The organism is Hyalangium minutum (assembly GCF_000737315.1).
In the GTDB taxonomy this organism is placed as follows: Bacteria; Myxococcota; Myxococcia; order Myxococcales; family Myxococcaceae; genus Hyalangium; species Hyalangium minutum.
Window position 1 is genome coordinate 18,870 of the sequence record NZ_JMCB01000018.1, and the last position, 14,093, is coordinate 32,962.

Below are 14,093 nucleotides of genomic sequence, written 5' to 3' on the forward strand. Positions count from 1 at the left end.
TCTCTCCTTTGAGATGCACGGTAGGCAGCAGGAAGGTGGCAGGGCTGTACCACCCAGGAGGTATCTCTCCTCCTGCGGTAGCCTGCGTTCTGCTGGACGCCTCGATTCTCTGCGCTTGCCAGCAGGCGGCCGGGATGCGATGGGCACCTACACCGCAGGTCCGCCATGAAAAAACCCAACCGTCCGCCCTCGAAGAAGAAGCCCTCTGGCTCGAAGTACCCTGCCCCGAAGGCGAAAATCTCCAGGGCCGCTCACGAGGCCGCCGAGGCCCGCTCTCCCCGCCCACTCCGGGAGGACCTCGTCCTCCAGGCCTCCCTGGAGGCCTATGCCCTGGTGAGGCACGAGGGCCGCCTCGCCGACCGGGCGCTCGACTTCACCCTGCGGCGCAAGGCCCACCTCTACTCCTCCGAGCGCCGCGCCGTCTCCGAGCGCGTCTACGCCCTGCTCCGGCGACAGCGCACCGTGGACTATCTCCTCTCCCACGCACGCCGCGGCTTCGAGGAGCTCCAGACGACCCGTCAGGACGTGCTCCGGCTGGCCGCCTCGCGCATCCTCCACGGAGAGCCCACCGCCACCGTGGCCAAGGACTCCGCACTCACGGGCGCCGACGCTGCGGCCCTCGAAGCGCTCCCGGAGGCCGCCGCGGCGCTGGACAGCCTCCCGCGAGACCAGCGCTTCCCCGTGGCCGCTTCGCTGCCCGACTTCCTGGCCCGGAAGTTCCGCGAAACGTTCGGTGACGACGCCGAGCGCGCCATGGAGGCCATGAATGAGCGCGCCCCCCTCACCGCCCGCGCCAACCTGCTCAAGGGCGATCGCACGGCCCTCCAGAAACAGCTCGCGGCCGAGGGCGTCGAGAACCAGCCCACTCCCCTCTCCTCCATGGGTCTGTGGCTGGGCACGCGCGTCAACGCCTTCTCCCTCCAGGCCTTCAAAGACGGCCTCTTCGAGATCCAGGACGAGGGCAGCCAGCTGCTCGGCATGCTCGTGGACGCCCCGCCCACGCGGGTGGTGGACGCCTGCGCCGGAGCCGGTGGAAAGACGCTGCAGCTCGCCGCGCAGATGAAGAACCGGGGCGATCTCCACGCCTTGGACGTGGATACCACCCGCATCGAGGAGCTGCGCAAGCGCGCCCGCCGCGCCGGTGTCCACAATGTCCGCACCCAGGTCATCCCCCCCGAGGGCCCTTCCGCCGACGAAGCCATCGCGGCGCTGAAGGACAAGGCGGACCGCGTGCTGGTGGATGCCCCCTGCAGCGGCACGGGCACCTACCGCCGCAAGCCGGACGCCCGCTACCGCCTCACCCCCGAGGACCTGGCCACCCACGTGGCGCGCCAGAAGGCCCTGCTGGAGCGCTTCTCCACGATGGTCAAGCCGGGCGGCCGGCTCATCTACGGGACGTGTAGCGTCCTCCGCGAGGAGAACGAAGCCGTGGTGGAAGACTTCCTGTCGCGCCACCCGAATTTCTCGGTGCGCCCCATCTCTGCGGAGCTGGGTCCCGAGCTGGGCGAAAAGGTGAGCCAAGGCCCCTTCCTGCGGCTGGCCCCCCACCTGCACGGAACCGATGGGTTCTTCGGGGCGATCCTGGTCCGGGCAAAGTAAGCTGGGGGAGTTCCCCCTCGCCAGAGAGCCTTGGCAATGCCGGAAGCCGTCCGCTATCGCGTCTCGATGTCCCGCCCGCACTCGCACCTGTTCGAAGTGGAGGCGACCTTCCCCGCGGGCCCCGATGTGCTCGATGCCGTCCTGCCCGTGTGGACTCCGGGCAGCTACCTGGTGCGCGAGTATGCACGGCACCTCCAGGACGTGACGGCGGTGGGCCCCCAGGACGAGCCGCTCCCAGTTCAGCGCACGGACAAGCGCACCTTCCGCGTGAAGGCCGGTGGCCGGGCCGTGACGCTGCGCTACCGCGTCTACGCCCACGAGCTGACGGTGCGCACGAGCCACCTGGACGGCTCGCACGGCTACTTCAACGGCGCCACCCTCCTCCTCTACACGGAGGCCACGCGCCACCACGAGCACCGCGTCACCGTGGCCGCTCCCGAGGGCTGGAAGACGTTCTGCGCGCTCGATCAGCAGGACGGCGTCTTCCTCGCCCCAGACTACGACACGCTGATCGACAGTCCCTTCGAGGTGGGCCCTCACTGGCCACTGTCCTTCGTCGCCGCGGGCGTGCCGCACGAGGTGGTCGTCTGGGGAGACCTGCCCGCGGATCCGGACAAGCTGACGGCGGACCTCCAGCGCATCTGCGAGGCCGAGGCGCGGATGCTGGGTGGGCTGCCCATGAAGCGCTACCTGTTCCTCGTGTACCTCACGGACAAGGGGCGCGGCGGGCTGGAGCACAGTGCCTCCACGGCGCTGCTGTTCCCTCGGGCCTCGCTGCAGAACAGCCGGGGCTGGGAGGACTTCCTCACGCTGGCCGCGCACGAGTACTTCCACCTGTGGAACATCAAGCGCGTCAAGCCGCGCGCGCTGGTGCCCTTCGACTACTCCCAGGAGAACTACACCGCCCTGCTCTGGGCCTTCGAGGGGATGACGTCGTACTACGACAACCTCTTCGTGCGCCGCGCGGGGCTGATGTCCGCCAACCGCTACCTCAACCGGCTCGGCGAGACGCTCACCACCCTGCACGGCACTCCAGGCCGCCGCGTCCAGACGCTGGCCGATGCGTCGTTGATGAGCTGGATCAAGCACTACCGCCCGGACGAGAACTCGGCCAACAGCGCCATCTCCTACTACCTGAAGGGCGAGGTGGTGTGCGCGCTGCTGGATCTGGAGATCCGCCGCGCCACGGGGGATGCCAAGGGCCTGGACGACGCGGTGCGTCTGCTGTGGCAGCGCTATGGAGATGGCTCGGGCGTGCCGGAGGAGGCAGTGGAGGCCATCATGAGCGAGGTGGCCGGCAAGGACCTGCGCCCCTTCTTCGACCGGGCCGTGCGCTCCACGGAAGAACTGGACTACTCCGTCTTCTCGCACGTGGGCCTCGAGGTGGGCTTCCGCGTGCGCGAGTCCTCCGCCGACAAGGGCGGCACCCCGCCGCCTCGCAAGGCCAGTGAGGCGAAACCCAAGGGCTGGGTGGGGCTCGCCTTCAAGGGCAACGCCACGGTGGCCTGGGTGGCGGAGGGCTCGCCAGCGATGGAGGCGGGCCTCTACCCCGAGGACGAGGTGGTGGCGCTCGATGGGTACAAGGTGGACGGCGCCTCACTGCTGAGCCGGTGCGAGGACCGGCGCCCCGGAGAGCTGGTGCGCATCACGCTCTTCCGCCGCGACAAGCTGATGGAGCTGCCCGTCATGCTGGGCCAGCGGCCCGCGGACACCGTGTACCTGAGCCGCGTGGACAAGCCCACCGACGCGCAGAAGGCCGCCTTCCACGCCTGGCTGGGGGCAGCGTGGGACGAGGCGGCGGGATAAGCTGCGCCGCATGAGCGGCTTCTTGCAGAACACCGCGCCTGCAGTCTGCCAACGCCATCCTGAGGCCAACGCGGGCTGGCGCTGTGACAACTGCCAGGCCGCGCTGTGCCCGGACTGCGTGGCCACTCGCCGGGCCATCTCCACGGAATACCTCTCCTGCGAGCTGTGCCAGGGCCGGGTGCTGCCGATCCTCGTCCACCGTTCGCGAATCCCCCTCGCCGTGCGGCTGCGCGACGTCTGGCGCTACCCCTTCACCCAGAACGGGCTGATCGTCCTGACGTCGCTCAGCGTCATGCTGGCGCTCTGCCGGTGGCTCGCGGCGGAGACGTTCCTGCTGCTCAAGTGGCTGCCCGCGCTGTTCGGAATTGGGTTCTTCTGGAGCGCCTTCTTCCACGTCATCCGCTCTACGGCTCGCGGGGAGAAGGAGCTGGACGCGCCCGAGTTCACGGATCTCTACGGCGACTGCGTGGCACCGGCGCTCCGGGGCATCCTGGGCACATCGCTGCTGTGGCTGCCGGGGCTCCTCTATCTGTTCTTCATCAAGGACTGGGGCGCCCAGAAGGAAGTCAATCAGCTGCTGGAGACCCCCGAGTTCTATATCAGCGGCGCGATGCCTCAGCTCGACTGGTCCCAGGCGCTGACGGATCCGATCCTCTGGCTGCTCGTCCTGGCCGGAGCGGCCTACCTGCCGATGGTGCTCCTGGCTGCGGCCGCCGGGCACAACCTGGTGAAGATGCTCAACCCGGTGGCGGTCATCGGCAACGCGCTCCGGCTCGGCCGCGACTTCACCGTGACGCTGGGCGCGCTGGCGGTGCTCGCCGTGGCGCTGGTGGTGGCGCGGCTCGTGGCCGCGGGCATCCTCTGGCTGGGGATGCCCGTGCTCTCCGCGTTGGCCGCGGAGCTCGTCACCTGCTTCGTCCCCTTCATGATGGCGCGCGTGCTCGGGCTGGTCCTCTACAACCGAGGGGATGTGCTCGAGTATGGCGACGCCTCGGACTACCTGGAGCCCGTGCTCGGGGTAGTCCAGCCTCGCGCGGAGCCGCCACCCTTCCGAGGCCCCCTGGCCGCGCCGGAGCCGGATCCCACCGTCGTGCCCGTCCCCATCGGCGAGACGCTGGCCGCGTTGGCCCAGGCGGTGGAGGCCCGCGATACCGGCAAGGCCCTGTCCCTCTACCCCGAGCTGAAAGAGCCGCGCTTCCTCAAGCAGGTGGACGCTGCCCACCACCTCTTCGTGGGGCAAGCGGCGGTGGCCCAGGGGCAGTACGAGCTCGCGGTGCAGGCGCTGGAGTCCGCGGCGGACGTGGCGCCGGACGGGCCTGCCGCCTCGCGCGCCCTGGTGCTGCTGGCCCGCGTGTACGCCGAGCGCCTGAAGGAGCCCGAGCGCGCCGAGAGCATCTACCGCTACGTCGTTCACCGCTATCCGAACACGGACGCCTCGCGCTTCGCCCAAACCCACCTTTCGCCGACTTCCTAACGGTGCGTGTTGCCGCCGTGCGGGGCCAGCACCACCTTGGGAGCCATGTCTCGGTTGCGGATGATCTCCGTGGTGCTGGGCCTTGCCTGCCTATCGGCCTGTGACAACAGGCCCGTGGTGAACAGGGGTGGGGACGTGTGCTCGGAGGAGTTGGTGTCGTTGAAGGTGGAGGTAGTCACAGCGGACGGAGTCCTCGTGAAGGGGGCCACCGTCACCGCCATCAACGAGGAGAGCCAGGAGAGCATCACAGGGGTCACCAACGAGGTGGGCGTCAGCAGGGCGGTCAACGAGTCGCTCGCCCCGGGCCGGACTCGGCTGTACGCCACTGCGGGCTCCAAGGTCTCGCCCGCCACCGAGGTACAGTGGCTGTGTGACGACTGCCACTGCCAGCCAGACCCGGACACCGTGACGTTGCAGCTCAACCCATAGCGTCCACTACCTGTAGGGTAGGCGCTCTGGCGAGCCCCCTGAATCCGGAGGTTGTTCTGCAATCGACAGGTCGCTAGCCTTCGGGGGTCATGCCCCATTTGGAAGAGCTCCTGCAAGCGCCCCTGTCCGAGTTAACCGATCGGTTCCTCGAGCGCTGTCAGCCTGTTCCCCGGGGGTTCTTGGAGGCCTTGGAGGCGGACAGACGGCAGGGGGCTCGCTCGCTCGCCGGCAAGATCCGGGCTCGGCAGGAGAAGAACCGCTCCGAGGGCCAGCGGCTGCGCCACCTGCTGCGCTACGAGTTGGAGCTGTGGACGCAGGGAATGGAGCGCGTGGCCGGGGTGGACGAGGCGGGAATGGCTCCGCTCGCGGGCCCGGTGGTGGCGGCGGCGGCGATTCTGCCCAAGAACTACCGACTCAAGGGGTTGGACGACTCGAAGAAGATCCTGGACGAGGAGCGCCGGGAGGAGCTGGCAGTCGCCATCAAGCGGGACGCGGTGGCGTGGGCGGTGGGCGTGGCGGAGGTGGAGGAGATCGACCGCATCAACATCTACCACGCGGGGCTGCAGGCGATGCGGCGTGCGGTGCAGGGACTGGTGAGGGTGCCGGAGTACGCGCTGGTGGATGCCCGCACCATCCCGGAGTGTCCGTGTCCGCAGAAGGGCATCATCCATGGGGACGCGCTGTCGATGAGCATCGCGGCGGCGTCCATCATCGCGAAGACGACACGCGACCGGATGATGTCGGCGCTGGACGCACAGTATCCGGGCTATGGACTGGCCTCGCACAAGGGCTACCCGACGCCGCAGCACTTCCAGGCGATCAAGGAGAAGGGCGTGTTGCCGATCCACCGGCGCAGCTTCGGGCCGGTGCGAGAGGCACTGGGACTGGTGCCGCTGCAGGCCGAGCTGTTCCCACCCCCTCCTTCGGATCCTCCTGAACCGTGAGCGCTGATCGCGATATCGATGCGTGGTTGGCGGAGCGGGGCATCACACTCCCGGATTCACGGGCTCGGGCTCGCGCGACGCTGGAAGAAGCGAAGATCATCAACCCGAAGAAGGCTCGCATGAGCGAGCAGAAGCTGGAGCGCGCGGAGGCGCTGCTGGCCGAGCGCTACTTTCGGGTGTGCAGTGCTCCAGCGTGCCAGCCGGTGGCGTACGCGAGCGGCCGGGAGCTGCTGGCGGTGGATCCCCGAAGCCATTGCGAGAGCTGCGGGGGTTCGAACAACCGGCGGGCGATCACGGACTTCATCGAGGCGTGTCGGCGAAAGGGCGTGCAGAACGTGGTGGTCGTGGGAGGCTCTCCAGCGGTGCGGGAGGAGCTGGAGGATCAGCTCGACGGGCACGTGCAGCTGCGCATGGTGGACGGCACGGAGCGGCACACGGCGGAGAAGGCGCGGCACAACGTGGAGTGGGCGGACCTCATTTTGATTTGGGGCGCCACGGAGCTGCACCACAAGGTGAGCGAGCACTACACGAACGTGCCGCCCCCTGTGGGCCGCAAGGTGATCCACGTCACCCGGAGAGGCGTGGCCGCGCTGCTCGACGCGGCCATGACGCACTTGAAGCGCTGAGGCCGAGACACCTGAATGGATCATCGGATGAGAGCGCCAACCCTTGTCTCCGCGATAATCCTCGGGGCTCTTGTCTGGGACGGATCCTTGGGGTGCACGGAGAAGCCCAAGGAAGACTTCTCTCACGTCGAGAGTGTCCAGGACAGTGGTATCCCCCCCCTCCGCCTGGATCAGAGTGCTCCCTTCGGCAAGCCTTCGCGGCTTCTGGATGGGGAGCTGGATCTCAGCAATCGCCACTCTTCGACCGTCCTGGTCGAGGCGAACGCACCAGAGATCCATCAGGAATGCAGTGGAGTGCTCATCGCTCCCCAGTGGGTTCTCACTGCGGCTCACTGCGTGTGCATGCGCAGAGCCGCTCGCGGACCTGATAACGAAAACAGGACCGTCCTGGATAGCTCTGCCTGTGCCGCGACAGCAACCGTGACAGGGGTGGCTTACTCTCCACCGGTACGGAATGAAGCCTTGAGTTCCCTAAGGGAGAGGTACATCGGAGCAGTCTGGCCGCATCCCCGCTTCAGGCTCTCGCTGGACGCACAAGGGGCTATCGAGTCCATCCAGGCGGATCTTGCACTGATCCAGTTGAACACACCGGCGACTGAGCGCTTCACTCCCGTCAAGCTCTCGAACACCGAAGCACAAACGGGTGAGACGTTGGTCACAGTAGGCTACGGGGACGACGGGAGCGACCTGGGAGGCTACGAAGACCGGCGCTTCAGCTCCCATCGCGTCATGAAGCCCCCCGATACCGGAAGCGGCTTCATCGCACTCTCGCCCCCCGCGAGGCCCGCGTATCAAGACGACAGTGGGGGGCCATGTCTGCGCACAACCAGAGGCGTTCCCACCCTTGTGGGAATCTCCCGGCGAGGCCTGGGCCCTGAGTCCATGTGCACCAGCACCTCCGTCTACAAGGACTGGCTGCTCGAAGCGTTGCAGCGCACAGCGCTCCCGCGCTCTTCCCTGCCGCAGTGAAGGCAATGGACGACTGCGTGCACGTCCCGGAACCCTCCCATGCCTCTCCACGTCCGCCCCTCGCAGCGACTCTCCCTCCTCCTGCTTCACTTCCTATGGGTGGGATGCGCCTCGCAACCTCAAGCACCAGAGCAACTCTCCGGAGCGCTGTTCATCGGCGATAGCACTTCCGCCGTGTATCCGGGAGCCCTGGACGCCAAGAATCGCTACTTGTCCAACGTCGCGATCCACACCGGCGCCAAGCGAGAGGACGGCTCGGAGCACTGCAGCGGGGTGCTCATCAGCCCTCAAGAACTGCTGACGGCAGGCCATTGCGTCTGTATGAAGAGAAAGCTCTCCACACCTGACGCCCGCGCAGAGTTGGACCGGAGGCTCCGAGAGGCCCTGCCCTCCAGCGGGCGCTCCGCTGCGGAGCGAGCCTCTATCGACGCCCAGAGGAAGCGGATCCTTGCCAACACGGCCACCCTCATCGACTCCTCGCTTTGCGCGCCCAACGTTCGCGTCGAGGTAGTCGAATACCTCCCTTCGCCCCCCGATACTCCACCCAGCCTTCGGCTGGGCAGATACAGCGGAAAAGTCATCCACCCTCACCCCAAGCTGCTCGTGCTCGACGATGCCATGGGAACTTCATGGTTCAGGGAAGCGGACCTCGCGCTCATCCACCTGGCCACGCCTGTCCGGGAACGCTTCCGCCCCATCGCCCTTCCCGACAAGGAGGTTCAAGTGGGCTCCCCCATCGTGATGGTGGGCCTCGGCTTTGGGGAGGACAACGGCACCACCACGGAGTTTGGCGATCGCCACTATGGCGAGAGCGTCATCGAGACAGTCGAGCGGCTGGCGCCAGACAGCATCAAGTTCCTGGCCCGCGCCCCACCCCAAGGTGCCACGCCAGCTCCTCGAGTCTATGGAGGTGACAGTGGCGGAGGGTGCTTCAGCAAGACGGGCAATCGCGTGCTGGTGGGGGTGATCAGCGCCTTCGGGAACGACGGCACCTCCTCCATCTTCACCAGCGTCTTCGCTTACCGGGAGTGGCTGAATAAAGAACTGAGCCACTCAGGTGCGGTACCTATCGCTCCATAGGTACCGCACCTGCGGTGTGCCCGAGCCGGTGACTACTCCTCGTCCTGGCGCAGCGTCGCCAGCACGTTGAGGTCCTCGAGCGTCGTGGTGTCTCCCGTCGTCTGCTTGCCCGCGGCGACGTCGCGCAGCAGGCGGCGCATGATCTTCCCGGAGCGCGTCTTCGGCAGGCCCTCCGCGAACCGGATCTCGTCCGGCCGCGCGATCGCGCCGATCTCCTTCGTCACGTGCGTCGCCAGTTCCTTCTTCAGCTCCGGCGACGGCGGCGTCCCCTTCTTCAGCGTCACGAAGGCCACCAGCGCCGTGCCCTTCAGATCGTCCGGACGCCCCACCACCGCCGCCTCGGCGATGCGTGGGTGCGACACCAGTGCGCTCTCTACCTCGGCTGTGCCCAGGCGGTGCCCCGCCACGTTCACCACGTCATCCACGCGCCCCATCAGCCAGAAGTATCCGTCCTGATCTGTCCGCGCCCCGTCGCCCGTGAAGTACTTGCCCGGCAGCTCGCTGAAGTACGTCTTCACGTACCGCTCCGGATCTCCGTACACCGTGCGCAACATCGACGGCCACGGCTTCGTCACGAACAGCAGGCCACCCTGCCCCTTCGGCACCGGATTGCCCTGCCGATCCAGGATCTCCGCGTGGATGCCCGGCAATGGGAGCGTCGCCGAGCCCGGCTTCGTCGGCGTCGCTCCTGGCAGCGGCGAGATCATGATCCCGCCTGTCTCCGTCTGCCACCACGTGTCCACCACCGGGCACCGCCCGCCACCAATCACGTCCCGATACCAGATCCACGCTTCGGGGTTGATCGGCTCACCCACCGAGCCCAGCAGCCGCAGCGAGCTCATGTCGTGCTTGCGCGGGTACTCCTCCCCCAGCCGCATGAACGCGCGGATCGCCGTGGGCGCCGTGTAGAGGATCGTCGCCTTGTACCGCGCGATGATCTCCCAGAACCGATCCGGCCCTGGCTGCGTGGGCGCGCCCTCGTAGATGACCGTCGTCACCCCGTTCATCAGCGGCCCGTACACCACGTAGCTGTGCCCCGTCACCCAGCCCACGTCCGCCGTGCACCAGTAGATGTCGTCCTCTCGCAGGTCGAACACCCACCGCGTCGTCAGCGAGATGCTCACCGCGTAGCCCGCCGTGGTGTGCAGCACCCCCTTCGGCTTCCCCGTCGAGCCCGACGTGTAGAGGATGAACAGCGGATGCTCCGCCTCCACCCACTCCGGCTCACACGTGTCGCTCTGCCCGCGGACCAACTCCTCCCAGCTCACATCCTTGGGCCCCGGCGTCCCCGCATCCCCCGCCCGCTTCAGCACCACCACCTTCTCCACCGTCTTCATGTTCGGCAGCGCCGCGTCCACGTTCTTCTTCAGCGGCACCACCGCGCCCTTGCGCCAACCGCCGTCCGCCGTGAGGAGCACCTTCGCCCCCGCGTCGTTCATGCGCTCCTGCAGCGCCTCCGCGGAGAAGCCACCGAACACCACCGAGTGCACCGCGCCAATCCGCGCGCACGCCAGCATCGCCACCGCCGCCTCGGGCACCATGGGCAGGTAGATCCCCACCCGGTCCCCCTTGCGGACCCCCAGCGACTTCAGCCCGTTCGCCAGCCGGTTCACCATCGCCGACAGCTCGCCGTAGGTGACCGTCCGCCGATCCCCCGGCTCGCCCTCGAAGAGAATCGCTGGCTTGTCCTTCAGCTTCGGCAGGTGCCGATCCAGACAGTTGTAAGCCAGGTTCGTCCGGCCCTCGACGAACCAGCGCGCGTTCGGCGCCTTCCAGTCCAGCACCGTCTGGAAGGGCTCCTTCCAGTAGAGCTCCTCTCGCGCCCGGGCACCCCAGTAGGCTTCCGGATCCTTCGCCGCCTCGTCCCAGAGCCGGCGGTAGTCCTCCATGCTCTTGATGTGCGCCCGCTTCGAGAACTCTGGAGGTGGCGGGAAGACACGGTTCTCCGACAGGACGGACTGGATCTCTTGCGACGGACGCTGCGACTCAGCCATGGGCTCCCCTCCAAGCAGGACAACAGCAAGATGTTACGGACTGTCTAGGTCGGGTGCAGCCTGGGCTCAAGGCCACTATTCACACCGCAGGCCGTCCTGTACGGCATTGAAGCGCGCCCGGACCTCGCAGACACAGCTGTCCGGGCGCCGGGCCTCGTAGCGCACCCGCAGCACACCGCGAAACTGGGTGGCGCAGACCGTGTCTCCCTCCAGGTGCACGCTCACCTGGTCCAGCAGACACGTCTGCCCGTTGATGGGGACCTCCGCGTTGGCCACGCTGCCATCCACCGCGAACTTCTCCCCCGACGCCAGGAAGCGCCCCACCAGCTGCATCTCCAGCAGCTCGAAGTCCATGCGCACCACCTGTCCAGTAATGAGCAACGAGCCATCCCACAACGACGGAGGATCTTTGGGGGGCAGCAGGCCGCAGTCGTCGAGGAAGATCTCGGTGTAGTCGAGATCGTAGTGCCCCGGGTTCTGGACGAAGGAGTTGCAGCCGAGGCTAAAGCCCACGGTCAGCAGCAGGACAGGCAGGAGAAGGCGGCGGGTGGACACGCGCCCACCATAACCAACCCCGCGCATCCATGCAGTCTCATCCCGCGCCCCGGGGTAGAGTGTCCGGCCCATGGCCGAGAAACAGTTCAAGAACCCCACACCCACCGTGGACTGCATCATCGAGCTGTCCGGTGAGCGAATCGTCCTCATCCGCCGCAAGAACCCACCCCTCGGCTGGGCCCTGCCCGGTGGCTTCGTGGACGAGGGAGAGCCCCTCCACGCCGCCGCCGTGCGCGAGGCCCGCGAGGAGACCGGCCTCACCGTGGAGCTCGTGGAGCAGTTCTTCACCTACTCGGACCCGAAGCGCGACCCGCGCAAGCACACCGTCTCCACCGTCTACATTGGCCGCGCCCAGGGAGAGCCCCAGGGCTCCGATGACGCCGCCGAGGCCCGCACGTTCCCCTTGAACGCCCTCCCGCCGGATCTCTGCTTCGATCACGGCACCATCCTCTCCGACTACCTGGCCTACAAGCGGACCGGCCAGCGCCGGAAGATCTGAAGCGCCGCCCGGATGTACGCCCTCCTGGCCCTCCTCGCCCTCGGCCTGCTGCTGGCCGTGCACGAGCTGGGACACCTCGTGGCCGCGCGGCTGCTCGGCGTGAGCGTGCCCCGGTTCTCGCTGGGCTTTGGGCCGCCCCTGCTGTCCTTCCGGCTGTTCGGCACCGAGTTCGTCATCGCCGCCATCCCCATTGGCGCGTCGGCCCACCTCCACGGGATGAACCCCCACGTGGCGGGGCTGGATCCCACGGATCCTCGGAGCTACTCGGCACAGCGGGCCTGGAAGCGCGTGGTCATCACGCTCGCGGGCTCGCTGGCCAACTACCTGTTCGCCCTGGGCGTCCTCTTCACGCTGTACACCTCAGGCACCCACGTGGTGGTTCCTCTCACGGTGGGCACCGTGACGCCGGGCTCGGAGGCGGCCCGAGCGCAGATGCTCCCGGGCGATCGCATCCTCAGCGTGGATGGCCAGCCGGTGAAGAGCTGGTCGGACTTCGTCGAGATCATCGGCAAGAGCCCCGGCCAGGAGCGGACGCTCGTCATCGTGCGCCATGAGGACTCGCGCGTCGTGCAGGTGCGCCCCCGCCCGGATGAGCGCGGGGTGGGCCGCATCGGCGTGAGCCAGCAGTACGTCTATAAGGAGCACCCGCCGGGCGAGGCCCTGACCCAGTCGCTCTTGCACAGCCAGCGCGTGGCCGCCGAAGCGCTCTCGCTCGTCTGGAGCGTGGTGGCCGGACGGGCTCCCACGGCGGAGCCGCCCAGCTCCGTGGCCTTGGTGCGGCAGTCCTCGGGCGCCGCCTCCAGTGGATGGGACTCCTTCTTGCGGGTGCTGGTGGCTCTCTCGGTGGCACTGTCGCTCCTGCACCTCGTCCCCGTGCCCGGGCTGGATGGCGGGCGGCTGCTGTTCCTCGTCATCGAGCTGGCCCGCAGGCGGCCCATGTCCCCCAAGGTGGAGACCCTGGCGACCGCACTGGGCTTCCTGGTGCTGGCCGCGGCCATCGTGTTCGTGGCCGTCGAGGAGGTACGGCGGTTCCTTCCCTCGGGCTCTGCCCCTCCTCCGTCCGGCGCGCCGCCTTCGCCTGCTCCCCCGGCTGCTGGGGATACCACCAGTCAGACGCTGGTCCTCGATGCCGGGGTGCCTTCCTCGGACGCGGGAACCTCTTCCCCCGGGATGGTGTCGGACGCAGGGCGTCCCTCCCCGGAGGTCCGGGGAGCGCCGAGTCCGGGGCCCGCCTCGGATGGAGGAGTTCCTCCTAGGGATGCGGGAGTTCCTCCAGACGCGGGAGTCCCTCCGGACGCGGGAGTCCCTCCGGCAGCAGGGGGACCCTCGGATGCCGGGGCACTGGCCGGACCAGGGAGCGTCCTGGATGCGGGAAGTGCTCCGCGAGACGCAGGCGCTGCTGCTGACGCAGGGTGAAGGCTCTATTCTCGGACGGTCCATGAATCGCCAAGTCAACGTCGGCCTCTTTTGCGAGCTGTACTGGGGAACCTCCCTGGCGGAGGCCTGGAGTTTCGGCCCCGAGAAGCCCCGGGTCCTCGCCGCGCCCGACGAGAAGGCCCCGCTGCCGCTCTATGGCTTCACCCTGCCCGAGGAGCCCTTCCTCCTGGCCGAGCGCACCGAGCGCGGCTACCGCATCTTCGTGCCCCCCAGCGCGAAGCTGGAGCGCAGCACGAAGGGCGACGCGTTCCACGAAGTCCCCATCTCCCAGCTCGAGCAGCACGAGGGCCGTGCCACCGTGGAGCTTCCCGAGGGCACCACGCTGCGCCTCACCGAGGGCCAGCTCCACCTGATCGTTCAGCACTCGGTGGCGAAGGAGCGCGTGGCCCAGTTCCGGCTGCGGGACTTCGCCTGGCTGGCGATGGTCATCATCCTGTTCCTGAGCGCGCCCGTGGGCTTCCTGATCGCCGGGCCAGATCCCGCGAGGATGGCGGAGAACAACGCCCGGGCGCTCGCGGCGGCCAAGGAGAAGGATCTGGAGCGGCGCAAGGCCATGGGGCTCGACACGCCGCTGCGGCCCATCCCCGAGGCCGAGCAGAAACAAAAGCCCGACGCTGGCACCCAGGTCACCGTACCCGCGAGCCTCAGCGTCCACTGACGCCCACCTCATGCTGGGCAGCA

Annotated in this window: 13 protein-coding genes; 11 read left to right on the plus strand and 2 right to left on the minus strand. The window is 68.0% G+C overall.

Annotation, left to right across the window (positions count from 1 at the left end; genetic code table 11):
* Positions 1-165 precede the first annotated feature (165 nt).
* From DB31_RS34660 to DB31_RS34695, 8 genes are all read left to right on the plus strand, one after another.
* The gene (locus DB31_RS34660) at positions 166-1,599 is read left to right on the plus strand and encodes an RsmB/NOP family class I SAM-dependent RNA methyltransferase (protein ID WP_044196118.1); all 1,434 of its coding nucleotides are present in this window, start codon (positions 166-168) and stop codon (positions 1,597-1,599) included.
* 36 nt (positions 1,600-1,635) lie between these two features.
* Positions 1,636-3,405 (plus strand): M61 family metallopeptidase, encoded by a 1,770-nt coding sequence (locus DB31_RS34665; protein ID WP_044196119.1) that lies wholly within the window; start codon positions 1,636-1,638, stop codon positions 3,403-3,405.
* Positions 3,406-3,415: 10 nt separating this feature from the next.
* The gene (locus DB31_RS34670; RefSeq protein ID WP_240487016.1) at positions 3,416-4,879 is read left to right on the plus strand and encodes a tetratricopeptide repeat protein; all 1,464 of its coding nucleotides are present in this window, start codon (positions 3,416-3,418) and stop codon (positions 4,877-4,879) included.
* Positions 4,880-4,924: 45 nt separating this feature from the next.
* Entirely contained in the window at positions 4,925-5,308 is a 384-nt protein-coding gene (locus tag DB31_RS34675; protein ID WP_240487017.1) for a carboxypeptidase-like regulatory domain-containing protein, read from the plus strand.
* A gap of 89 nt (positions 5,309-5,397) precedes the next feature.
* Positions 5,398-6,252, plus strand: a complete 855-nt coding sequence (locus DB31_RS34680; protein ID WP_044196121.1) for a ribonuclease HII — start codon at positions 5,398-5,400, stop codon at positions 6,250-6,252.
* Positions 6,249-6,878, plus strand: coding sequence for a hypothetical protein (locus DB31_RS34685; RefSeq protein WP_044196123.1), 630 nt, complete (start codon positions 6,249-6,251; stop codon positions 6,876-6,878). Before DB31_RS34680 ends, DB31_RS34685 begins: the two co-directional genes overlap by 4 nt.
* Positions 6,879-6,905: 27 nt before the next feature.
* The gene (locus DB31_RS51710; protein WP_420806737.1) at positions 6,906-7,847 is read left to right on the plus strand and encodes a trypsin-like serine protease; all 942 of its coding nucleotides are present in this window, start codon (positions 6,906-6,908) and stop codon (positions 7,845-7,847) included.
* Between the two features lie 39 nt (positions 7,848-7,886).
* Positions 7,887-8,927 (plus strand): trypsin-like serine protease, encoded by a 1,041-nt coding sequence (locus tag DB31_RS34695; protein ID WP_083969054.1) that lies wholly within the window; start codon positions 7,887-7,889, stop codon positions 8,925-8,927.
* A gap of 32 nt (positions 8,928-8,959) precedes the next feature.
* Here the strand turns inward: DB31_RS34695 and acs are convergent, their stop codons facing one another.
* Entirely contained in the window at positions 8,960-10,921 is a 1,962-nt protein-coding gene (acs, locus tag DB31_RS34700; RefSeq protein ID WP_044196128.1) for an acetate--CoA ligase, read from the minus strand.
* A 75-nt stretch (positions 10,922-10,996) separates the two neighbouring features.
* Positions 10,997-11,503 (minus strand): hypothetical protein, encoded by a 507-nt coding sequence (locus tag DB31_RS34705; protein ID WP_044196130.1) that lies wholly within the window; start codon positions 11,501-11,503, stop codon positions 10,997-10,999.
* A 43-nt stretch (positions 11,504-11,546) separates the two neighbouring features.
* Between DB31_RS34705 and DB31_RS34710 the strand changes: the two genes are divergently transcribed.
* From DB31_RS34710 to DB31_RS34720, 3 genes are read left to right on the plus strand one after another with little or no spacing between them, the layout of a single operon-like run.
* Positions 11,547-11,975, plus strand: coding sequence for an NUDIX domain-containing protein (locus DB31_RS34710; RefSeq protein WP_044196131.1), 429 nt, complete (start codon positions 11,547-11,549; stop codon positions 11,973-11,975).
* A 12-nt stretch (positions 11,976-11,987) separates the two neighbouring features.
* Positions 11,988-13,391, plus strand: a complete 1,404-nt coding sequence (locus tag DB31_RS34715; RefSeq protein WP_063769292.1) for a M50 family metallopeptidase — start codon at positions 11,988-11,990, stop codon at positions 13,389-13,391.
* A gap of 22 nt (positions 13,392-13,413) precedes the next feature.
* Positions 13,414-14,070 carry a hypothetical protein gene (locus DB31_RS34720; protein WP_044196388.1) on the plus strand — a complete coding sequence of 219 codons (657 nt, stop codon included), beginning with the start codon at positions 13,414-13,416 and terminating at the stop codon, positions 14,068-14,070.
* Positions 14,071-14,093 lie beyond the last annotated feature (23 nt).